The following is a 20,307-nucleotide window of genomic DNA, read 5'->3' as shown; positions in this document are numbered from 1 at the left end:
TCGACTATGGACGGTCAAACGGGCATTTTTATGGTGGTTCATCCGGGCTCTTTGGGGTCTGGAGAGGTGTGGTAACCACCATTTTCCAAAGATGTCCCGGATGAACAACGTACAGAGAGATCACAGTTAGTCGACTGCTCTTCCAGCCGCCGGCAGAACCCCGCGCTGCGCGTGATGGTCGACTGACAGTCGACGCTACCCGGCTCAGGTCCTACCCGGCCCATGTCCGGCCTGTTTCCGCGATCGGTGCCGGCAGTCAGTGTGCCGCCTTCAGGGCACCGCGAACCCTGCCTGGCGCAGCAACCCGCACAGCGCGATCAGCGGCAGGCCGATCAGCGCGGTCGGGTCGCGGTTGTCGATCGCTTCGAACAGGCTGATGCCCAGACCCTCGCACTTGAAGCTGCCGGCACAGTCCAGCGGCTGTTCGGTGGCCACGTAGCGTGCGATCTCCTCCTGGCCCAGCGCGCGGAAACGGACCTCGGTCAGATCCACGGCACTGAATGATTCTCCGTCTAGCGTGAGACTGATGGCGGTATGGAAGCGTACTGTCTGCCCGGACATCGCCGCCAGCTGCGCGCAGGCCGCCTCGGCCGTGCCCGGTTTGCCCAGCGGCTGCCCGTTCAGGTCCGCCACCTGGTCCGAGCCGATCACCCAGGCGCCGGGGTGGCGGGCGCCGACTTCGGTTGCCTTGGCCGTGGCCAGGCGCGTTGCCAGGGCCAGCGGCGTCTCACCGTTCAACGGGGTTTCATCCACCTCCGGGCGCGCGCAGTCGAAGGGCAGGCCCAGCCGCTGCAGCAACTCGCGGCGGTAGCGGGAGGTGGAGGCCAGGACCAGTGACATGCGAGAATACCGGGGCAGGGTGCGGCAGTCTGGCCTGTGCGCAGCGCCAGCAGCAAGTGCTGTATGGCGGGCATTTGACAGCAGCCCCCCCGATCCTTAGTATTCAGCGGCTTATGTCCGCGAACGTGCCCGAATCGCTGGATGCTTGGCGGATGGTCGTAGCGCGAAGGCGCTTCGACGGCCAGGTTTCCCTGGCTGAATTGACCCGCCTGCAGGGGCTGGTCGCAGATACCGACGGCGAGTGTTCCTACTCGCTTGAATTCGGTCGCGACGAAGTCCTGCGGGTATCCTATGTGGAACTGACCATCGACACCGCGTTGCCGCTGACCTGTCAGCGCAGCATGCAGCGATTCCTGTTGCCGGTGAAGGTGACCCAGAGGCTTGGCCTGATCCGCGACGAGGACGAGGAATCGTCCCTGCCGGAGGAGTACGAGGCGTTGCTGGTGCCGGAAGACGGCCAGCTGCGTCCGCTGGACCTGGTCGAAGACGAGTTGGTGCTGGCGGTGCCGGTGGTTCCACTGTCGCCCGACGGTGAAGCAGTCGACAAGGACTGGGCGCCGAGCGAAGAAGAAACAAAGAAGGCCAATCCGTTCGCGGCATTGGCGGCATTGAAGAAACAATAGCAGCCGGATTGTCGTCGGCGGCTGCGGCGAAAGCGAAAGTGTGCTGGGCGCTGGCGTCCTGCGCGACGATACGACGAAGCAAAACGAACCGAGTTTGGAGCAATCCCATGGCTGTGCAGAAATCCCGTGTTACCCCGTCCCGCCGCGGCCAGCGCCGTTCGCATGACGCCCTGAGCGCCAAGCAGCTGTCGACCGACCCGACCACCGGCGAAGTGCACCTGCGTCACCACATCACTGCCGACGGTTTCTACCGCGGCAAGAAGGTCATCCAGACCAAGACCTCGGCCGTCGAAGAAGATTGATGTGCCGGGAAGGCCGCTGCCCCCGGGCAGCGGCCTTTGCCTTCTTTCCCGGGCGTGCCGGTGATCGGCGGCCCGCGCAACAGGAAACATGATGAGCAAGCGGATCTATTCGAGGATCGCGGGCACCGGTAGCTATTTGCCGGAAAAAGTCCTGACCAACGCCGACCTGGAAAAAATGGTCGAAACCTCGGATGAGTGGATCCAGTCGCGCACCGGAATTCGTGAACGGCACATCGCGGCCGAAGGCGAAACCACCAGCGACCTCGGCTACCAGGCCGCGTTGCGCGCACTTGAAGCGGCCGGTATCGACGCTTCGCAGCTCGACATGATCGTGGTCGGTACGACCACGCCCGACCTCATTTTCCCCTCCACCGCGTGCCTGATCCAGGCCAAGCTCGGTGTTGCGGGGTGCCCTGCCTTTGACGTCAACGCCGCCTGCTCGGGCTTCGTGTTCGCGCTGGGCGTGGCCGACAAGTTCATCCGTTCCGGCGACTGCAGGCACGTGCTGGTGATCGGCACCGAAACGCTGACCCGCATGGTCGACTGGAACGATCGCACCACCTGCGTGCTGTTCGGCGATGGCGCCGGCGCCGTCGTGCTCAAGGCCGACGAGGAAACCGGCATCCTCAGTACCCACCTGCATGCCGACGGCAGCAAGAAGGAGCTGCTGTGGAACCCGGTGGGCGTCTCGACCGGCTTCAAGGACGGCGCCAACGGTGGTGGCACCATCAACATGAAGGGCAACGACGTGTTCAAGTACGCCGTCAAGGCGCTGGACTCGGTCGTGGACGAGACCCTGGCTGCCAATGGCCTGGACAAGTCCGACCTGGATTGGCTGATTCCGCACCAGGCCAACCTGCGCATCATCGAAGCCACCGCCAAGCGCCTGGACATGTCGATGGACCAGGTGGTGGTGACTGTCGACAAGCACGGCAACACCTCGTCCGGCTCGGTGCCGCTGGCGCTGGACGCCGCGGTGCGTTCGGGCCGCGTCGAGCGCGGCCAGCTGCTGCTGCTGGAAGCCTTCGGCGGCGGCTTCACGTGGGGTTCGGCCCTGCTGCGCTATTGATAGTGCAAGTTACGACAATGTGAAGTTTTGTCGTTACGGCCCCTCTGGGGCCGTAACGCGTTTAAAGGAGTACACGTCATGGTTGAGCCCATCGTCATCGAAGGGCAGCGCGCCTGGCTGAAGCAGTACGGCAAGGGAAGCCGCGCAGTGGCCCTGGGCCTGCTCAATTTCGTTGCCCGCCGTTTCCATCTGGACGCCCTGCGGCCACCGCCGCACCGTGGTGGTGATGCCGCGCGAGAAACCGAAGCCCGTCGCCTGGGAGAACTGCAGGCGCAAGGCGTGAACGTGCCCGACGTGCTGGGCAGCGGCCACGCCGCGCTGGTGATCGGTGACAACGGCAGCTCGTTCAATACCTGCCTGCGCCAGGCCGATGAGGCCGGCCGCGACCGGCTGGTGATGGCGGCCATGCAGGCCATCGCCGAAGCGCATGCGCGCGGCGCCTATTTCGGCCAGCCGCTGCCGCGCAACCTCACCTGGGATGGGCAGAAGGTGGGCTTCATCGACTTCGAGGAAGATCCGCTGGAAGTGATGGATCTGTCCGAAGCGCAGGCCCGCGACTGGCTGATGTTCGGTTACGGCGTGGCCAAGTACTACGCCGACCGCCCCGAGCAGCTGCAGGCGATGATGGCCGAGGCGATGGGCGAGGCCCAGGCGCCTGTGCGCGAACACGTGCACGCGGTCAGCGGCCGCCTGCGCAGCCTGGCCCGGGTCTGCATGAAGCTGGGCCGTTCAGCGCGCGCGCTGGCGCATTCGATCTTCATCGCCCATGGCGCCAGCACGGCGGGCGTACTGATGCTGGTGGGCCTGTGCGTGGACTTCCTCGCCGACGGCGACCTGGACGTGCTGCAGCTGTTCTGCTGATGGCTGACAGGGGTCAGATCCCTTTTCCTGCGGAAAAGGGATCTGACCCCGTTGCGCTTGCCCGGCCGCGCTCCATACGCCTGCATACGCGCACGTACAGACGACACAGCGGATTCGCCCTTATCATGGCCCGCTTCGATTGCAACAAGCGGATGACCGCGTGACCGTATCCACCCTCGCTTTTGTCTTCCCCGGCCAGGGCTCGCAGTCTGTGGGCATGGTGGCCGAGCTGGCCGAACTGCACCCGCAGGTGCGTGAAGCCTTCACCGAAGCATCCGATGGTGCCGGCGTCGACCTGTGGGCGCTGTCCCAGGGTGGCCCGGAGGAAATGCTCAACCGTACCGAATACACCCAGCCGGCCCTGCTGGCCGCGAGCATCGGCGTGTGGCGTGCCTGGAACGCCGTGGGCGGTCCGCGCCCGTCGGTGCTGGCCGGCCACAGCCTGGGCGAGTACACCGCCCTGGTCGCCGCTGGCGCGCTGAGCCTGCATGACGGTGCGCACCTGGTGCGCCTGCGCGGCCAGCTGATGCAGGAAGCCGCACCGGCCGGTGTCGGCGCCATGGCCGCCGTGCTCGGTGCTGAAGACCAGCTGGTGCTGGACGTCTGCGCCGAAGCCGCGGGCAGCCAGGTGGTGGTGCCGGCCAACTTCAATTCGCCGGGCCAGATCGTGATCGGCGGCGACGCAGATGCGGTTGACCGCGCGCTGGCGCTGCTGGCCGGGAAGGGCGTGCGCAAGGCCGTCAAGCTGGCCGTGAGCGTGCCCTCGCACACCCCGCTGATGCGCGAAGCCGCCAACCGTCTGGCCGAAGTGATGGCCGGCCTGTCCTGGCAGGCACCGCAGCTGCCGGTGGTGCAGAACGTGGATGCCCAGGTGCATGACGGTATCGACGCGATCCGTACCGCGCTGGTCCAGCAGCTGTACCAGCCGGTGCAGTGGACCGGGTGCGTGCAGGCGCTGGCCGGCCGCGGCATCACCCGGATCGCCGAGTGCGGCCCGGGCAAGGTGCTGACCGGCCTGGTCAAGCGCATCGACAAGGCCATCGACGGCCGTTCACTGGCCACCCCGGGCGACTTCGAAGCCGCCCGCGAGGCATGGTCGGCCTGACTCCCCCTGTTCCTGCCGACCGTACCGGTGGCCGCTGCACGCGGTACGGGTACGGCGGCCGCCCCAGCCTGAGGAAAACATCATGAGCAAGCCCCTGCAGGGTGAAATCGCACTGGTCACCGGCGCCAGCCGTGGCATTGGTGCCGCCATCGCCGATCTGCTGGCCGCCCAGGGCGCCACCGTCATCGGCACCGCCACCACCGAATCCGGCGCTGCCGCGATTGGTGAGCGCCTGGCCGCCCACGGCGGCCACGGCCGTGCACTGAACGTGACCGACGCTGCCGCGCTGGACAGCGTGCTGGACGGCATCGCCAAGGAGTTCGGCCCGATCTCGATCCTGGTCAACAATGCCGGCATCACCCGCGACAACCTGCTGATGCGCATGAAGGACGAGGACTGGGCGTCGATCATCGACACCAACCTGACCAGCGTGTTCCGCACCAGCAAGGCGGTGATGCGCGGCATGATGAAGGCACGCAAGGGCCGCATCATCAACATCGCATCGGTGGTGGGCGTGACCGGCAATGCCGGCCAGGCCAACTACGCGGCCGCCAAGGCCGGCATCATCGGCTTCAGCAAGTCGCTGGCCAAGGAAATCGGTTCGCGCGGTGTCACCGTCAATGTGGTTGCTCCCGGCTTCATCGACACCGACATGACCAAGGCGTTGCCGGAAGAAGCGCGCGCCGCGCTGATCAACGACATCGCCCTCGAACGCCTGGGTTCGCCGGAGGACATCGCCCATGCGGTGGCCTTCCTGGCCAGCCCGGCTGCCGGTTACATCACCGGCGAAACCCTCCATGTGAACGGTGGCATGTACATGCCGTAAGCAAGGGGCGCAGGGATTGCGCCGCAAGTGGTTGATCTGCTGAGGTTTTTGCTGCGATGCAAGGCCGCGCCGGTTTCCACTACACTATCCCACGGCCATCGCCTTTGATGGCGACCACTTTTGAACCACAACTCCATCTGGAGCGAGATCCCATGAGCACCATCGAAGAACGCGTCAAGAAAATCGTCGTCGAACAGCTTGGCGTCAAGGAAGAAGAAGTCACCAACAGCGCATCGTTCGTCGATGACCTGGGCGCTGACTCGCTGGACACCGTCGAGCTGGTGATGGCCCTGGAAGAAGAATTCGAGTGCGAGATCCCGGACGAAGAAGCCGAGAAGATCAGCACCGTGCAGGCCGCCATCGACTACGTCAAGGCCCACGTCAAGGCCTGATGTCAGACGGCAGTGCGCGTGCAGGTATTTCCTTGCCGCGCACCGCACCCCATGGGGCCGCTGTTGCGGCCCCGTGTGTTTGGGCATCACATCGAAGCAAACCGAGTTACCCGTAGAAATCATCCGGGTCAGGAGAAACAGCAATGAAGCGTCGCGTCGTCGTAACCGGCCTGGGTATCGTCTCGCCGTTGGGCAATGATCTGGCCAGCAGCTGGGAAGGCATCACCCACGGTCGTTCGGGCATCGGTCCGCTGACCAACGTTGCTGATGCCTACGTGGATCGGTTCACCACCAAGATTGCAGGTGAGGTCAAGGGATTCGACATCACCGCCGACAATGAACTGTTCGGCAAGTTCCGGGTCAGCGGCAAGGATGCCAAGAAGATGGACCCGTTCATCCATTACGGCCTCGGTGCCTCGTTCATGGCCCTGCATGATTCGGGCCTGGAGATCACCGACGCCAATGCCGAGCGCATCGGCGCCATCGTCGGCGCCGGCATCGGCGGCCTGCTCGGCATCGAAGAGCAGACCATCGAGTTCCACGAGGGCAAGAAGATCTCGCCCTTCTACGTACCGAAGACCATCATCAACATGCTGCCGGGCCAGCTGAGCATCATCACCGGCCTGAAGGGTCCGTCGTTCTCGGCGGTCTCGGCGTGCGCGACCTCGAACCACTCGATCGGTACCGCGATGCGCATGATCCAGTACGGCGATGCTGACGTGATGGTGGTCGGCGGTGCCGAGCGTGGCTCGTCGCCGACCGCGCTGGGCGGCTTCTGCGCGATGAAGGCCATGAGCACCCGCAACGATGCCCCGGAACAGGCTTCGCGCCCGTGGGACAAGGACCGTGACGGCTTCGTGCTGGGCGACGGCGCCGGCATCCTGATCCTGGAAGAGTACGAGCACGCCAAGGCCCGTGGTGCGAAGATCTATTGCGAACTGGCTGGCTTCGGCGCCAGCTCCGACGCGTACCACATGACCGCACCGAGCGAGAACGGCGAAGGCGCCGCGCGCTGCATGGTCATGGCCATGAAGGACGCCGGCGTGACCCCGGAGCAGGTGGGTTACCTCAACGCGCACGGCACCTCCACGCCGCTGGGCGACCTGGGCGAGACCATGGCGATGAAGACCGCCTTCGGCGACCACGCCTACAAGATGATGGTCAGTTCCACCAAGTCGATGACCGGCCACCTGCTGGGCGCTGCCGGCGGCGTGGAAGCGATCTTCTCGGTGATGGCACTGCAGGACAACGTCATTCCGCCGACCATCAACCTGGAACAGCCGGGCGAAGGCTGCGACCTGGACTACGTGCCGAACGAAGCACGCCAGGCCAAGGTGGACGTGGTGATGTCCAATGGCTTCGGCTTCGGCGGCACCAACGGCACGCTGATCTTCAAGCGCGTCTGAGTGGTGTTGCGACGTCGCGCCACGCTCGACGTCGCATTGGTAGAGTCGACTGTCAGTCGACTGCCTTTCGATCCGCCGCGGTGATCGTTGATGGGAAAGCAGTCGACTGACAGTCGACTCTACCCATCGGCAATCCGACAAACGGATCAACGCCGTGCACCACGGAGCCGCCGCAAGGCGGCTTCCGTGCATCTGAACTCCCGAACTGGCTGCCATGACCCACGCACCGCTGATCCACCCGCTGCCGCACCCGATCGATCTGCTGGCCCTGCAGCAGCACGACCCGGCGCGTTTCCCGCTGCTGATGGAATCCACCGCCTCGGGCACCGCCCAGGGCCGCTGGAGCCTGCTGCTGGTCGCGCAGGGCGATGGCCTGCGGCTGGATGCCGACGGCCAGGTGCGCGACCAGCACGACCTGGTGCAGCCCGGCACGTTCCTGCAGGCACTGGATCGCGCCTGGCAGCATGAGCGCCTGTCGCATGACGGCAGCCACAGCCTGCCGTTCCGCGGCGGCTGGGCGTTGATGCTCGATTACGAAGTGGCCAGCCAGATCGAACCGGTGCTGCCGGCGCGTGCTCGCGGGGATGGCCGCCCGACCGCGCTGGCGCTGCGCTGCCCGGCCGCGGTGCTGCACGACCACCACAACGAGGCCAGCTTCGTCATTGCCGAAGCCGGCGAGCAGGCATTGCTGGATGCGCTGGTGGCACTGGCCTCGGCCGCGCTGCCCGAAGCCGGGCAGGGCTGGCAGCCACCGCAGGCGGTCGGCGAGGACGCGCCGCAGCGTTTCACCGATGGCGTGCGCCGGGTGATCGAGTATCTGCGCGCCGGCGACGTGTTCCAGGTGAACCTGTCGCGGCGCTGGAACGCGCAGTTCGCTGCGCCGGTCAGCCCGCAGGCGCTGTACGCACAGCTGCGTCGTGCCAACCCGGCGCCGTTTGCCGGCCTGTTCAGCGCGCACGGCCGCCATGTGGTCAGTTCCTCGCCGGAGCGGCTGGTGTCGGTGCACGCCGGCCATGCGCAGACCCGTCCGATTGCCGGTACCCGTCCACGCTTCGAAGGCGACGACGATGCCGCGCGCATCCAGGAACTGGTCGGTCACCCCAAGGAGCGCGCCGAGCACGTGATGCTGATCGACCTGGAGCGCAACGACCTGGGCCGCATCTGCCTGCCGGGCACCGTGGTGGTCGATGAGCTGATGACCGTGGAGAGCTACGCGCACGTGCACCACATCGTCAGCAACGTCAGCGGCCATCTGCGCCCGGAGGTCACGCCCGGCGAGGTGATCGCCGCCACGTTCCCGGGTGGCACCATCACCGGCTGCCCGAAGGTGCGCTGCATGCAGATCATCAGCGAGCTGGAGCAGGTGCCGCGCGGCGCCTATACCGGCGCGTTCGGCTGGCTGAACCGCGATGGCGACCTGGACCTGAACATCCTGATCCGTACCGCCGAAGTGGATGGCCACGAGGTGAGCTTCCGCACCGGCGCCGGCATCGTGGTCGATTCGGACCCGGACAAGGAGCTGGACGAGACCCGCGCCAAGGCCCGCGGCCTGCTGCGCGCACTGGGCCAGCAGGGGTAGTGCCGGCCGCTGGCCGGCAACCTCATTCATCCGCGGTCCACGCGATTGCCGGCCAGCGGCCGGCACTACCGGTACCGGCGGGTGCCGTTGTTCCGGTGGGTGCCGACCGTTGGTCGGCACGGCTGCGTGGCCCCGGTCATGACCCCAATCCACCGGCACGGTATCCTGCACGACGGAATCGAGTTCAGAGGTAGTCCATGGCGGGAGCCAAGCGCGGGTGTCTGTTCGTGGTAACGCTGGTGGTGGTGCTGGGCGCCGTCGTGGCCGGCGTGGGCGCGTGGTTCTTCTACCAGCAGACGCGTTTCGCCGATGCCCCGATCACCCCGACTGCCGAGAGCATGGTCATCGCCAGCGGCGATGGCATGAACAGCGTGCTGCGCAAGCTGCGCGATGCCGGCGTGGACGAGGGCCAGGACACCCAGTGGCAGCTGCTGGCGCGTCAGCTTGATGCCGCCGGCAAGCTGAAGGTGGGCGAGTACGCGCTCAGTGGCGACCTGACCCCGCGCGAGCTGCTGCTGCGCATGCGTGCCGGCAAGGTGCTGCAGCACCGCGTCACCATCGTGGAGGGTTGGAACATCCGCCAGCTGCGTGCCGCGCTCAAGCGCGCCGAGCCGCTGCTGCACACCACCGACAATCTCGATGACGCCGCGCTGATGCAGCGTCTCGGTTTTGGTGGCCAGCATCCGGAAGGCCGCTTCCTGCCGGAGACCTATGTCTACCAGCGTGGCGACAGCGATCTGGACGTGCTCAAGCGCGCCCATGCCGCAATGGAAAAGGCGCTGGACGAGGCCTGGGAAAGCCGCGCGCCGGACCTGCCGATCAACACGCCCTACGAGCTGTTGACGATGGCCTCGATCATCGAGAAGGAAACCGCGCTGGCCAGCGAACGCCCGCAGATTGCCGGCGTGTTCATGCGCCGCCTGAAGATCGGCATGCGCCTGCAGACCGACCCGACCGTGATCTACGGCCTCGGTACCGCGTATGACGGCAACATCCGCCGCCGCGACCTGACCACCGATACGCCGTACAACACCTATACCCGTGCCGGCCTGACCCCGACCCCGATCGCGATGCCCAGCCGCGACGCGCTGATGGCGGCCGCGCAACCCGCGGCGGGCGACGCGCTGTACTTCGTCGCGGTGGGCGATGGCAGCGGCGCGCACGTGTTCTCGCCCAGCCTGGACCAGCACAACGCCGCAGTCGCCCGCTACCTGCAGCAGCTGCGCCAGCAACGTACCCAGGAGACCCCGGCGCAATGAGTCCCGCGCTGCTTCGCCACCCGCGTTTCGTCAGCCTGGAAGGCGGCGAGGGCGCGGGCAAGACCACCGCCATCAATGCCATCCGAGACTGCCTGCGCAGCCACGGTCATGAGGTGGTACTGACCCGCGAGCCGGGCGGTACGCCGCTGGCCGAGCGCATCCGCGGCCTGGTGCTGAAGCCCGATGCCGAGATCGCCGCCGAACCGCTCAGCGCCGAAGCCGAGCTGTTGCTGGTGTTCGCCGCGCGCGCGCAGCATGTGCGCCAGGTGATCCAGCCGGCGCTGCAGCGCGGTGCCTATGTGCTGAGCGATCGTTTCACCGATTCCAGCTATGCCTACCAGGGCGGTGGCCGTGGCCTCGACCCGCAGTGGATTGCCGATCTGGAGCGCCGCGCGGTGGGCCTGCTGCCGGGCCTGACCCTGCTGCTGGACGTGGACGTGGCCGTCGGCCGGGCACGCGCCAATGGCCGTGACCTGTGGCCGGACCGCATCGAGAGCGAACAGGATGATTTCTTCCAGCGCGTGCGCGAAGTGTTCCGCAGCCGCGCACAGCAGGACCCGCAGCGCTTCGCGTTGATCGACGCCGGCCAGGAGCAGGCGCGCGTGGCCGCCGATGTGGTCGCGCGTGTCGAGCGCTGGCTGCAGGACGGGGAGGGCGCATGAGCACGTTTTCGCCCTGGCAGCAGCGCGCGTTCGACCAGACCGTGGCCGCGCTCGATGCCGGTCGCCTCGGCCATGGCCTGCTGATCTGCGGGCCGGCCGGGCTGGGCAAGCGTGAGGTGGCGCTGGCATTGGCCGACCACGTGCTGGCGCGCGGTGATGCCGCGCATGCCACGCGCACGCGCCAGCTGATCACCGCCGGTACCCATCCGGACCTGCAGCTGGTCAGCTTCATTCCAAACAAGAGCGGCGACAAGCTGCGCACCGAGATCGTCATCGAGCAGGTGCGCGAGATCACCGACAAGCTGGCGCTGACCCCGCAGTACGGCGTGGCGCAGGTGGTGATCGTGGACCCGGCCGATGCGATCAACCGCTCGGCGGCCAACGCGCTGCTGAAGACGCTGGAAGAGCCGCAGCCCGGCCGCTACCTGTGGCTGATCAGCAGCGACCCGGCGCGCCTGCCGCAGACCATCCGCAGCCGTTGCCAGCGCCTGGAATTCAAGCTGCCGCCGCAGCACGAAGCGCTGGCCTGGCTGCAGCAGCAGGGCCACAGCGAAGCATCGGCGCGCGAAGCGCTGGAGGCCGCCCGCGGCCATCCCGGCCAGGCCGACAACTGGCTGCGCGAAGACGGCCTGAGCCTGCGCCGCGAAGTCGGTCGAGATCTGGAACAGCTGGCCGCCGGCAAGACCGGCGCGGTGGAGCTGGCGCAGAAGTGGTGTGGTGACGACAACGCGGCGCTGCGCCTGCGCTTTGCCGCCGACCTGGCGCTGGCCCAGGCCAGCACCGATGCCTTGACCACGCCGGAGCGATTGCACAAGCTTGCAGCCTGGTTCGATGCGGCCAACCGCACCCGCGACCTGCTGCGCACCACGGTGCGTGCAGACCTTGCGGTGGTCGAGTTGCTGCTGGCCTGGAACAAGGTGAACGAGCGGCCTGCCGCAAGGGGAAATCGATGAGTGCCAGCAACGCCCGCCAGGGCATCCTGTCCCTGGCCGTGAAGGACAAAGCCGCGCTGTACAGCGCGTACATGCCGTTCGTGAAGAACGGCGGCATCTTCGTGCCCACGCCCAAGCGTTACTTCCTCGGTGACGAGGTGTTCCTGCTGCTGACGCTGCCCGATTCCAGCGAGCGCCTGCCGGTGGCCGGCAAGGTGATCTGGGTGACCCCGGCCGGCGCGCAGGGCAACCGTACCGCCGGCATCGGCGTGCAGCTGGCCGACGGTGCAGAAGGCGAGGGCGTACGCCACAAGATCGAGACCCTGCTGGCCGGCCTGACCGGTTCGGACAAGCCGACCCACACGATGTGAGGTAGCGCCGGGCCATGCGGCTGCATGCCTCGAAACGCCCGTGAACACGAATGTGAAAAAGTGTTGACGGCCTCTGAAAAGCCCCTATAATGAGCGGCTCAGCAACACACCGGGCGGTTAGCTCAGCGGTAGAGCATTGCCTTCACACGGCAAGGGTCACAGGTTCGATCCCTGTACCGCCCACCATTTAAAATCAGTGTGTTACAAAAAAACCGGCGAAAGCCGGTTTTTTGTTCTCCTGCAACGCTCCTGCAAAGCGCAATTCGCCGACTTCCCGGTGATTTATCCCCGGCCAAGCCTGCTGCCGAGGATGCCGTCTGGCCTCATGTCGCGGAGCTGCAGCTCGCGATACTTCGACTCCACGAACCGACCAATCTCTTGGCCGAACTGCTGCATGATCGGCTGTTCCGACTGCACGTTGGCGCCGCCATCGTCCGTGATGCTGATCGACACGATCACGTCACCGCCTCGGTCGTCGCCCCTTCCAGAACCGTGCGCCGCCACACCAAGCCTGCCGTCTGGCCCACGCTGTAGGGGCATGATGGCCTCCGGCCCGGCCTCGCCGAACACGCCGGCACCCTTGGCGAAGGCGAAGAGCTGCGGCGAGCTGTAGACGCCGCCAGAGTAGGCCGACAGGCTAGGGGAGGAATACACGCCCCCGTCGGCGTTCGCGGTCAGCCAACTGGTGTTGTTCCCAAAGCCCTGCATCGTGCCGGACGCGGCACCAGCAGACGCGCCACCGCCCCAGGCCCCGGCGATCATGTTGGCGATGCCGACGATGGCCTGCTTGGCGGCGATGCGGGCCAGATCCGCAATGATCGCGTCGGCCAGGTCCTTGAACTCGATCTTGCCCGTCTTGGCGAAGTTCACGAAGGCGTCTTCGGCGCCCTGGAATGCGTTCGTCAGCGCTGCGCCGGCCTGGCCAGCCGCATTGCTGGCCTCGGTGACGTAATCCTCGAAGGCAGCGCGCGCGCCGTTGCGCCAGTCGCCCAGTGCGGCCAGCCGGCGGGCCTGGTAGTCCTGCTCCAGTTGCAGCTGCTCGTCCCGGTGCTTGGCCGCGTTCGCGGCGAGCTGGTCCCACTGTTCCCGGTCGGTGGCCACCTGGCGGTCGCCCAGGCGCTTGAGCTCGTCCTCATACTCCCGCTGCACGTCCATCTGCCGGCGCAGCTGCGCCACGGTGTCCTGGCCGCGCCCGTACGCCATCAGGTCCAGTTCGTTGCTACGTCGACGCGACTCGGTTTGCTGGTCGAAGATGGCCTGTTGCCGCGTGAGCGACTCCAGGGCCTTTTTCTGCTTGTCCTTGGCCTCTACCAGCTCACCGGTGGCTTGCAGCTCGGCCAGCATCGTCTGTACGCGCTTGCGGTCGGCAGCGGGGACTCTGCTACCCATCCGATCCAGCTCCTCCAGGACCTGCACGCGCAAGCGCTGGCTGGCCGTGAGCTTGTCCTCGGTGCCGGCCTGCTCCCGGTTCAGTGCCGTCTGCTGCTGGATACGGGCGATGATGGCCGTGGCCGGGTTGGTGCTGGTGCCGGCGCGCTTGGCCTCCGCCTCAGCGAACTGCTTGCGCGAGGCGGCTACCTCACGGTCGATATCGACCTGGTCCTTGCCCAGCTTCTTGCCGAGGGCAACGATGCGGGCTTCTTCCGAGAGCTGCTTCTCCCGCTTGCTGAGGTTCTGCCCGGACAGGCGCTCCCACTCCTGCTGATCCTTCTTCCGCTGCTCCAGGCGCTTACGCTCCCCGGCGCTGTTGATCGCCGCCTCTTCGCCGTTTCCGTAGATGCCATCCATCTTGACGGTTGGCTTGGGCGCCAGGCCCCAATAGCGTTCAGCCCAGTTGTTCGCCGCTCCCAGCAGCTCGCCGGCCATCTTGAACTGACCAGTCACAGGCGTGAACACGGCTGCGCCCTTGGCCACCGCGCCCTTATCCGTACCCACATACCGGGTGGCGAGGCGGTCGGTCAGATCGATGTAGCGCCCGAGTTCGTTGAACGCTTCGCTCGTACCTTTCTTGACCTCTTGCCACCACAGGGTCGTTGCCGAAAGCGTCTCGCGCGCCTTCGCGGCCACATCATCAAGGTTGTCGTGGTAGAGGCGGACGGCGGCAGACACGGCCTCCTGCTCCTTCCCTTCGTCCTGCAGGGCCACAATGCGGTCCAGCTGCGCCCGCTTGAGGAAGTGCTCTGCCTCATTAAGCTTGAGCAATGCCTCTACCGGGTCCTTGGCGATCTCCTGGAACTTGGCAATGGTGGTGTCGATGCTCTGGCCGGTGGCGCCTTCCATCTCGGCGGCAGATTTCGCCACCAGCTGGAACTGCTCGCCCGTGAATCGACCTGATGCGGCCACCTGCGACAGGGCAGCCAGCGCCTTGCCGCGAGTGACGCCGCCGAGGTTGTCCATCTGGCGGGCGAGGACGGCGATCTGCTCCGCGCTGGTGCCGGCGTAGTTCCCGGTGGTGATGAGGGCAAGCTCCGCCTGCCGCTGTGCTTCGCCTACCTGGTGCCAGGCCACGCCGAGCGCCGCAGTCGCCGCGGCTGCGGCTGTGAGCGGGTTGATCATGGCCAGCAGCTGAGACGCAAGCGCAGCCGCTGCGGGTCGAATGCCACCGAACATGTCCTTGAGCTGGCCGCCCTGCTGCAAGAATACCGTCAGCGGGTTCTGGCCGCCCTGCAGGCTGACCGCAATGTCCGTGATCTGCGCCGGTACGCCGCGCATGGCGGCGGCCTGCTGGGCGGCGCTGACACCGTAGGCATTCAGTTCCTTGCCCGAGCGCTTGGCCGCTGCCTCAGCCCGGCCCAGCTTCTGCACGATCTCGTCCAGCACCGGCCCGCTGGTGCGCAAGGCGGCGTTGTAGGCCAGCTGCTGGGATCGGGTCATGCCCAGGGTGTCGGCTTGGCGCACCAGTGAATCGATGCGACGCTTGTCGGCAGCGGATAGCTGCTGGTACTGCTGCTGCGCGCTGGTGGACATGTCGGTCATGCCGCGCTTCGCGGCGGTGATCGCGGTGTCGAACTGCGCGGTATCCACCACCAGGTCGATGCGGGCGGAGCCGAGGTTCTGATCAGCCATGTGGGTTCCTCAGTTGAGGCGGCCGCCAGACGGCCCGCCGAAGAATTCGTTGCCGCTGTCGTCGTCGCCCGGATCGTGGTTGACCTTCGACTCATCGGCGGGGGTTGCGCCCAGCTTGGAGAGCATCGCGCTGAGCGCGTGGGTTGCGGAGACGCTGAGCTCTTCGCCAGCCTCCATCTTTGCCGCGAGAATGCAGACCTGGCGTAGCAGGATGCGGTGGGCAGCATTGAGCCACGGCATGTTCGACACGCATTCGCGCCAGACGGCGAGCTGAGGGCGCGTCATGCCCTTGTAGGGAGCGCCGACCGGGTTGGGATTGGCCGGAGCGGATCGGTTCTTGTAGCGGGCTGGGTCCTTGAGCGCAGCCCCGGACACCATCGCCTTCTTTGTGGGGGTTCTTGCCCTCGCCACGGTCACTCCTTGCCCTCGAGGGGTCGTATTTCCAATTGCGGATGCGCGAATTTCAGGGAGCGTCCGGTCTAGGCTCGGGCGATTGGTATAAATCGCCCTCCCCCTACCTGAATGAACCTCGGTTCGCTGCTGCTGATGGTCAGGTCACAGCGCGGGAATGCACCCGGAGGCGCCCGCAACGCGGGAGTACGCGCTGCCCTGACTGCCGTGGTTATTCGAGCGATCCGGACACTCACGGCTTGTCCGTCGCCGCCTCAGCCGCCAGCCGGAGCGGTGGTGAGGTCGACCTTGAGCATGCCCTTGCGGTCCAGCACCAGCAGGCCGAGGCGCAGCTCGGCAAGGATGGTGATGAGGTTGCGCACCATCTGATCGTTGACCCACCCGAAGGTGATCGACGGACGCTCGCGCATCAGCACCTTGGTGACGTTGGTGTCCAGCACAAGCGCCTGGCCGACCGGCACGGCCATGGTCTGGATCGGGGTCAGGTTGTAGATCGGGCTGTTGGTCGGACGGCTCCAGCCGCCGGCAACGTACTGGCCATCAGTGGCGCGCTCCGACGAGAAGTCGAAGTAGTCCAGCGGGTTCACGAACACGATGTTTGGCTGATAGCCCTGGGAGCTGAGCAAGGCGCCGGCGCGGCCAATGCGGTCCACCGGCTTGCCGGTGCCGCCTGCGAAGCTGTTGGCTTGGGTGAGCAGGCCCTTGATGTGGAACTGCGCGCCATCGCCCGACATGAGCTCGATATCGCTCTTGCTGGTCAGCTTGTAGCGCAGCAGCAGCTGGATGGTTTCCGACAGGCCGGCCACGTCGTCCATCACCTGCTTGGACACCTCGGTGTGCACCGCGATGGTGGCGATGCTGGCTTCGTCCCACTCGGCCTTGAGCTTCGCCTCAGCCTTGCGGGTGCCTTCGCCCTCCTGGTAATCAGCGCCACCCTCGGAGAAGTCGAGCAGGGGATAGCCAACCTTGTTGCTGGTGGTGTCGCGCTGCGGCAGCACGTCCAGGACGCGCAGGCGCTGCTGCACCGGGGTCTGGATGGGCATCACGTCCGGCTGCACGTCGAAGCCAGCCGGCGGCGTCTCTGGCGAGCCCTGCAGCGAGGTCAGTGCCTTGAGGCCGATTTCCAGCTCCAGCTTGCCGCTGGTTTGCAGCTTGCCGGCACTGAACTGCTGGAACTGTTCGTCCTTCAGCGCCTTGCTGATAGCATCAGCCACCGATTCCTGCTTGCGGCGCGCGCCCGGCGCCAGCTTGACGCCCTTCTCTTCCATTTTGAAAACCTTGTCGGCCAGCTTGTCCAGCTCCTGGCGCTGTTCGTCCAGCTTGGTGTCTACAGATTTCTGGAAGCCCTTGAGGGCTTCGCTGTGATCTTTCAGGGCCTTTTCGATTACGTCGGTCATGCGTTGTTCCTCAGTGAACGGGTGATGGCGTCGAGCTGGCGTGCGAGCGTCTCAGCGCGCGCATCGTCGTCGTCGGTGGAAATGGCTGGCCACACGATGGCGGCCGACTTGCGGGCGAGACGGTTGGGCATGCCCACATCCCGCAGGAGGTGCTCCAGCGCGCGCTCCGAATCCACCTGCGCCCAGCTCTTGACCGCATGGATGCGGCTACCGGCGTTCATCGGCTCGCGGCACAGGGAGATTTCAGGGATGGCGGTGATCTCGGTGAACACGCGGTTGCGGCCCGAGGTCTCGGCGCTGCCAACGAAGCCCATGCTCAGCGCGCCCAGTGAGCGGTCACTGAGGCGGTCGTAGGCTTTGCGCCCGATGGTCTGCGCCGTGTTGATCTGGCCCTCTACCTCCAGGCCACGGTCAGTCACGGTCATCACGTCGATCACGCCGGCCACCTGGTCGGGATCGTGTTCGATGCGGATCTCTGGACGGCTCTTCGCTGCATCGACAGCGCGCGCCAGTGCAGACGGCAAAATGAGATCGCCCTCGCGGTCAGGCGTGTCCAGGAAGGACCATGCCAGGCCAGCGAAGCGGCCTTGCCCGAGGGACTTTTCGATTACGAAGGAGGGGCTAACGATCACGCGCGGGAATCTCCGGTACAGGCTTGCCAAGTGAACTCATTGGCCGCTGCCGGATCGCTGATCGCGGAGTGTGCGGTGTCGGGATCGCGGATCGCCGACAACTGCAACGATACGCCTCCCAGCGCGCGGCTCAATGGGTTTCGTAACAACAGGCGATTGCGATACGCCTTTTGCCGACAGGCAGCGCTGCAGTAGGTGCGTGGTCTGCCTGTCGGTGAATTCGTGATGGGCTTTCCGCACAGCGCACACGCGGTACTGGTGCTGTCGCGTACGGTGGTGGTGAACCTGCTGCACTGGTGAACGTGCTGCATCGGGTGCAACCGTCTCGCCACCTCTGGCGGTGCGGTAAGGGTGCGATCTGAAATCCGACCCTTTGGAACGGGCCGCACCTGGTGCAGCGGGCGCATGGGGTGCACGACGTGCAGCGCGCGGCCTGTCTCCGCAAAGGGTGCAATCTGTGACATGTGCGAAGGGTGCAATCTGCGCGCTGCTGGTAACGCACAGAGCGTTACCAGCAGGAGCGGAGAAGCGCTCAACAAGAGCAAAAGAAAAGGGGCTCCGCCTGGTAAACCTTTTAAGGTGTTCACGGGGCGAACAACGAGGCGTGTTGGAATGGCCGGGATTAGTTCACGGGGCGAACTAGTCAGCGATTTGTTGTTCACGGGGCGAACAAGGCTGATCCAGACTAGTTCACCGGGCGAACAAGGGTTGTCCGCCCGGTGAATAACTCTTTTCTCCGTACGTTGTTCATCGGGCGAACAACTGTTTGCGTTATTAGGCTGGCTCATTCTTCGGCCTTTCCTTTCGCTGCTTTCTCTTCCCTACAGCGCGCGTGAAGTCGGGCTTGTCCTGCTTCCAAGCGTTCGACGGCTTGCCCGAGACGCCCCAGCCCGGGTCGAGCGGCTGTTCATTTTTGTGATTGACGTTCCTCCATGTGATCGCATGTAGGTTGGGCTTGTTGCGGCCGCCCTGCTGCGTGCGCTCGATGATTCCGTAGTGCTCGAGCTCCAGAGTGGCCAGCTGCAGCGTTGCCGATGACTTCCAGTACTGCTCACGCATCAACGACCACGATGCGCACAGGTAGCCGTTGTTGAACCCGGTGTACTGCCTCCCTAGGTCGTGGATGAGCTTGTGTGCCCATGGACTGAGGCGCCTGAAATTCGCGTGGCGCAGCAGCGTGTACGGCACGATGAACGCTGAGCCGCCGTCGATCTCGTCCCAGCCGCTTGCCTTCTTGCGCCTGGTCATTACCGCTCCGGAATGGCGCCGGGCAGGAGGAAGGTGCGGGGGTGGCGTGCGCCGACTCTCACCTCCTCCACCCAGCCGCGCGCATCGAGGACTCGCAGGGCGTGCTGGATTCGCCTCTGCGAAATCCCTAGCTTGTTTGCAGCATCCTGCACGCTGAGGCTCACTGTGTTGCCGTTGGCAGGCCGGTACAGCGCGCGCAGGTGCAGCAGCAGAACGCGCTCCGTGACGTTCAGCGCGCGGTATGCCGGGCTCTCCATTTCCCAGTGATACATCCAGGTATAGGAGGAGTCCGCCGCATCCTGTCGGTCATGTGGTGAATTTGTCATCGGCTTACCCCTCGATCACGATTCGGACCCGCTTCCCTTCGTAGTGCTTGGGGAGAGGGGTAAAGGGAATGCAGGCACCCACCTGGGAGCGATGGATCACGTCAACGGCCACGGCGTCCCGGTAGCGCTGCGCCACGTCGCCGGCAGGTTGGGGTGCGGCCTCAGCGGCAGGGGACTCAAACAAGTCACGATTCATCGCATGCGCTCCCGTGCGGCCACCACGCGGGCGGCACTCTGCAACAGCTGGCCGACACTGCGGCCCCAATCTGCGCCGGCACGGTCTGCACGGCGCTGGATCCACTCATGCACCCGGGCCTCAGTCGGGTTGCCCCTGTGCTGCAGGGCACAGTGGCCGCACAGCACGTAGGGCAGGGAGGCCCAGCCGAACTCCCGCTCCACACGATGGAACGTGCCGAACACCGGCAGCAGCGGCTTGCCACAGCAGTCGCAGGCAATGGGGATAACTTCGAATCGGCGACTCATGGCGCGCGCTCCTGCTGGCGGGGTGGGGCGCGATCGATGGCAGCTGCCAGGCGCTCGGCGAGTGCCTGTAGGCGAGCCTCAGACAGTGCGGAAAGCGGCGGAGTCCGCACGATGCGGTGTGCAGGGAAGGGGATGATGATTGCGTTCACCCGACCCTCCGCAGCTTGTTGGCGTAGGTGACAAGGCCCAACACCCGCAGCGCAGCGCGCGGGATCAGGTGGCCTTCGTAGATGCCCGACAGTGCGTAGACATACAGGCCGCCCGGACGGTGCTGCACGAAGCGAATCAGCGCCTCGCCGTCGATCTCCACGGCATACATGGCGTCGTAACGGTATTCCGTCACTTCCAGGTCGATCACCAGCACGTCGCCGGGGAGGTAATTGGGTGCGTTCTGGCTGTCGGTCAGCGCGACGGTGGCCCAGCGCGCGGTGTCGGAAAAGTCTGAATGCGCGGCGGGTGTTTGCCCGATTGCGGGCAGGGATGGTTGGTGTAGGATGTGGCTCATGGTCAAGTCGTT

Annotated in this window: 22 protein-coding genes and 1 tRNA gene; 14 read left to right on the top strand and 9 right to left on the bottom strand. The window is 65.8% G+C overall.

Features of this window, described 5'->3' with window-relative positions:
• Positions 1-270 precede the first annotated feature (270 nt).
• Positions 271-840, bottom strand: a complete 570-nt coding sequence (locus AC5P6S_RS10705; protein WP_062606581.1) for a Maf family protein — start codon at positions 838-840, stop codon at positions 271-273.
• A gap of 113 nt (positions 841-953) precedes the next feature.
• On the opposite strand from AC5P6S_RS10705, the gene AC5P6S_RS10700 reads away from it, so the two are divergent.
• The 14 genes from AC5P6S_RS10700 to AC5P6S_RS10635 all read left to right on the top strand — a co-directional run bounded on the left by AC5P6S_RS10700 (position 954) and on the right by AC5P6S_RS10635 (position 12,413).
• Positions 954-1,463, top strand: coding sequence for a YceD family protein (locus AC5P6S_RS10700; protein ID WP_012479287.1), 510 nt, complete (start codon positions 954-956; stop codon positions 1,461-1,463).
• 107 nt (positions 1,464-1,570) lie between these two features.
• Positions 1,571-1,765: a 50S ribosomal protein L32 gene (rpmF, locus tag AC5P6S_RS10695; RefSeq protein WP_005408308.1), complete on the top strand. Its 195-nt coding sequence runs from the start codon at positions 1,571-1,573 to the stop codon at positions 1,763-1,765.
• Between the two features lie 91 nt (positions 1,766-1,856).
• Positions 1,857-2,834 (top strand): beta-ketoacyl-ACP synthase III, encoded by a 978-nt coding sequence (locus AC5P6S_RS10690; protein WP_005408309.1) that lies wholly within the window; start codon positions 1,857-1,859, stop codon positions 2,832-2,834.
• Positions 2,835-2,912: 78 nt separating this feature from the next.
• Positions 2,913-3,695 (top strand): BUD32 family EKC/KEOPS complex subunit, encoded by a 783-nt coding sequence (locus tag AC5P6S_RS10685; protein WP_005408310.1) that lies wholly within the window; start codon positions 2,913-2,915, stop codon positions 3,693-3,695.
• Between the two features lie 160 nt (positions 3,696-3,855).
• Positions 3,856-4,800 carry an ACP S-malonyltransferase gene (gene fabD / locus AC5P6S_RS10680; protein ID WP_049403325.1) on the top strand — a complete coding sequence of 315 codons (945 nt, stop codon included), beginning with the start codon at positions 3,856-3,858 and terminating at the stop codon, positions 4,798-4,800.
• A gap of 82 nt (positions 4,801-4,882) precedes the next feature.
• Positions 4,883-5,626: a 3-oxoacyl-ACP reductase FabG gene (gene fabG, locus AC5P6S_RS10675; RefSeq protein ID WP_012479289.1), complete on the top strand. Its 744-nt coding sequence runs from the start codon at positions 4,883-4,885 to the stop codon at positions 5,624-5,626.
• A gap of 152 nt (positions 5,627-5,778) precedes the next feature.
• A complete protein-coding gene (gene acpP, locus AC5P6S_RS10670) occupies positions 5,779-6,018 on the top strand; it encodes an acyl carrier protein (RefSeq protein WP_005408313.1) in 240 nt (79 codons plus the stop codon).
• A gap of 143 nt (positions 6,019-6,161) precedes the next feature.
• The gene (gene fabF, locus AC5P6S_RS10665; RefSeq protein ID WP_012479290.1) at positions 6,162-7,424 is read left to right on the top strand and encodes a beta-ketoacyl-ACP synthase II; all 1,263 of its coding nucleotides are present in this window, start codon (positions 6,162-6,164) and stop codon (positions 7,422-7,424) included.
• Positions 7,425-7,638: 214 nt separating this feature from the next.
• Positions 7,639-9,003 (top strand): aminodeoxychorismate synthase component I, encoded by a 1,365-nt coding sequence (locus tag AC5P6S_RS10660; protein WP_012479291.1) that lies wholly within the window; start codon positions 7,639-7,641, stop codon positions 9,001-9,003.
• A 197-nt stretch (positions 9,004-9,200) separates the two neighbouring features.
• The gene (gene mltG / locus AC5P6S_RS10655) at positions 9,201-10,262 is read left to right on the top strand and encodes an endolytic transglycosylase MltG (RefSeq protein WP_483723690.1); all 1,062 of its coding nucleotides are present in this window, start codon (positions 9,201-9,203) and stop codon (positions 10,260-10,262) included.
• Positions 10,259-10,924 carry a dTMP kinase gene (gene tmk / locus AC5P6S_RS10650; RefSeq protein ID WP_005412450.1) on the top strand — a complete coding sequence of 222 codons (666 nt, stop codon included), beginning with the start codon at positions 10,259-10,261 and terminating at the stop codon, positions 10,922-10,924. The genes mltG and tmk overlap by 4 nt, the downstream gene beginning before the upstream one ends.
• Positions 10,921-11,877, top strand: coding sequence for a DNA polymerase III subunit delta' (locus AC5P6S_RS10645; RefSeq protein WP_012479293.1), 957 nt, complete (start codon positions 10,921-10,923; stop codon positions 11,875-11,877). The genes tmk and AC5P6S_RS10645 overlap by 4 nt, the downstream gene beginning before the upstream one ends.
• The gene (locus AC5P6S_RS10640) at positions 11,874-12,227 is read left to right on the top strand and encodes a PilZ domain-containing protein (RefSeq protein ID WP_005412452.1); all 354 of its coding nucleotides are present in this window, start codon (positions 11,874-11,876) and stop codon (positions 12,225-12,227) included. The genes AC5P6S_RS10645 and AC5P6S_RS10640 overlap by 4 nt, the downstream gene beginning before the upstream one ends.
• Before the next feature lie 111 nt (positions 12,228-12,338).
• Positions 12,339-12,413 (top strand) — tRNA-Val (locus AC5P6S_RS10635).
• Positions 12,414-12,509: 96 nt separating this feature from the next.
• Here AC5P6S_RS10635 and AC5P6S_RS10630 read toward each other — a convergent pair.
• The 8 genes from AC5P6S_RS10630 to AC5P6S_RS10595 all read right to left on the bottom strand — a co-directional run bounded on the left by AC5P6S_RS10630 (position 12,510) and on the right by AC5P6S_RS10595 (position 20,295).
• The gene (locus AC5P6S_RS10630) at positions 12,510-15,293 is read right to left on the bottom strand and encodes a phage tail tape measure protein (protein WP_495204604.1); all 2,784 of its coding nucleotides are present in this window, start codon (positions 15,291-15,293) and stop codon (positions 12,510-12,512) included.
• Positions 15,294-15,302: 9 nt separating this feature from the next.
• Complete coding sequence (locus AC5P6S_RS10625) at positions 15,303-15,668, bottom strand: hypothetical protein (RefSeq protein ID WP_495204603.1); 366 nt, start codon at positions 15,666-15,668, stop codon at positions 15,303-15,305.
• Between the two features lie 290 nt (positions 15,669-15,958).
• Positions 15,959-17,101: a phage major capsid family protein gene (locus AC5P6S_RS10620; RefSeq protein WP_495204602.1), complete on the bottom strand. Its 1,143-nt coding sequence runs from the start codon at positions 17,099-17,101 to the stop codon at positions 15,959-15,961.
• The gene (locus AC5P6S_RS10615; RefSeq protein WP_164221797.1) at positions 17,098-17,763 is read right to left on the bottom strand and encodes an HK97 family phage prohead protease; all 666 of its coding nucleotides are present in this window, start codon (positions 17,761-17,763) and stop codon (positions 17,098-17,100) included. The genes AC5P6S_RS10620 and AC5P6S_RS10615 overlap by 4 nt, the downstream gene beginning before the upstream one ends.
• 744 nt (positions 17,764-18,507) lie before the next feature.
• Positions 18,508-18,981, bottom strand: a complete 474-nt coding sequence (locus AC5P6S_RS10610) for a hypothetical protein (RefSeq protein ID WP_495204601.1) — start codon at positions 18,979-18,981, stop codon at positions 18,508-18,510.
• Positions 18,981-19,307 (bottom strand): hypothetical protein, encoded by a 327-nt coding sequence (locus AC5P6S_RS10605; RefSeq protein WP_495204600.1) that lies wholly within the window; start codon positions 19,305-19,307, stop codon positions 18,981-18,983. Before AC5P6S_RS10605 ends, AC5P6S_RS10610 begins: the two co-directional genes overlap by 1 nt.
• A gap of 192 nt (positions 19,308-19,499) precedes the next feature.
• Entirely contained in the window at positions 19,500-19,790 is a 291-nt protein-coding gene (locus AC5P6S_RS10600; RefSeq protein ID WP_495204599.1) for a hypothetical protein, read from the bottom strand.
• Positions 19,791-19,935: 145 nt separating this feature from the next.
• The gene (locus AC5P6S_RS10595) at positions 19,936-20,295 is read right to left on the bottom strand and encodes a S24 family peptidase (RefSeq protein WP_495204598.1); all 360 of its coding nucleotides are present in this window, start codon (positions 20,293-20,295) and stop codon (positions 19,936-19,938) included.
• Positions 20,296-20,307 lie beyond the last annotated feature (12 nt).

It is taken from the genome of Stenotrophomonas sp. YJH_SMC_119, from assembly GCF_059368315.1.
This window is presented reverse-complemented; position numbering and strand designations above follow the sequence as displayed.

What these genes read in the sequence shown, in the direction of transcription:
- AC5P6S_RS10705 (WP_062606581.1), bottom strand. Translation starts at nt 840, where the DNA reads ATGTCACTGGTCCTGGCCTCCACCTCCCGCTACCGCCGCGAGTTGCTG.
- AC5P6S_RS10700 (WP_012479287.1), top strand. Translation starts at nt 954, where the DNA reads ATGTCCGCGAACGTGCCCGAATCGCTGGATGCTTGGCGGATGGTCGTA.
- rpmF (WP_005408308.1), top strand. Translation starts at nt 1,571, where the DNA reads ATGGCTGTGCAGAAATCCCGTGTTACCCCGTCCCGCCGCGGCCAGCGC.
- AC5P6S_RS10690 (WP_005408309.1), top strand. Translation starts at nt 1,857, where the DNA reads ATGAGCAAGCGGATCTATTCGAGGATCGCGGGCACCGGTAGCTATTTG.
- AC5P6S_RS10685 (WP_005408310.1), top strand. Translation starts at nt 2,913, where the DNA reads ATGGTTGAGCCCATCGTCATCGAAGGGCAGCGCGCCTGGCTGAAGCAG.
- fabG (WP_012479289.1), top strand. Translation starts at nt 4,883, where the DNA reads ATGAGCAAGCCCCTGCAGGGTGAAATCGCACTGGTCACCGGCGCCAGC.
- acpP (WP_005408313.1), top strand. Translation starts at nt 5,779, where the DNA reads ATGAGCACCATCGAAGAACGCGTCAAGAAAATCGTCGTCGAACAGCTT.
- fabF (WP_012479290.1), top strand. Translation starts at nt 6,162, where the DNA reads ATGAAGCGTCGCGTCGTCGTAACCGGCCTGGGTATCGTCTCGCCGTTG.
- AC5P6S_RS10660 (WP_012479291.1), top strand. Translation starts at nt 7,639, where the DNA reads ATGACCCACGCACCGCTGATCCACCCGCTGCCGCACCCGATCGATCTG.
- mltG (WP_483723690.1), top strand. Translation starts at nt 9,201, where the DNA reads ATGGCGGGAGCCAAGCGCGGGTGTCTGTTCGTGGTAACGCTGGTGGTG.
- tmk (WP_005412450.1), top strand. Translation starts at nt 10,259, where the DNA reads ATGAGTCCCGCGCTGCTTCGCCACCCGCGTTTCGTCAGCCTGGAAGGC.
- AC5P6S_RS10645 (WP_012479293.1), top strand. Translation starts at nt 10,921, where the DNA reads ATGAGCACGTTTTCGCCCTGGCAGCAGCGCGCGTTCGACCAGACCGTG.
- AC5P6S_RS10640 (WP_005412452.1), top strand. Translation starts at nt 11,874, where the DNA reads ATGAGTGCCAGCAACGCCCGCCAGGGCATCCTGTCCCTGGCCGTGAAG.
- AC5P6S_RS10630 (WP_495204604.1), bottom strand. Translation starts at nt 15,293, where the DNA reads ATGGCTGATCAGAACCTCGGCTCCGCCCGCATCGACCTGGTGGTGGAT.
- AC5P6S_RS10620 (WP_495204602.1), bottom strand. Translation starts at nt 17,101, where the DNA reads ATGACCGACGTAATCGAAAAGGCCCTGAAAGATCACAGCGAAGCCCTC.
- AC5P6S_RS10610 (WP_495204601.1), bottom strand. Translation starts at nt 18,981, where the DNA reads ATGACCAGGCGCAAGAAGGCAAGCGGCTGGGACGAGATCGACGGCGGC.
- AC5P6S_RS10605 (WP_495204600.1), bottom strand. Translation starts at nt 19,307, where the DNA reads ATGACAAATTCACCACATGACCGACAGGATGCGGCGGACTCCTCCTAT.
- AC5P6S_RS10600 (WP_495204599.1), bottom strand. Translation starts at nt 19,790, where the DNA reads ATGAGTCGCCGATTCGAAGTTATCCCCATTGCCTGCGACTGCTGTGGC.
- AC5P6S_RS10595 (WP_495204598.1), bottom strand. Translation starts at nt 20,295, where the DNA reads ATGAGCCACATCCTACACCAACCATCCCTGCCCGCAATCGGGCAAACA.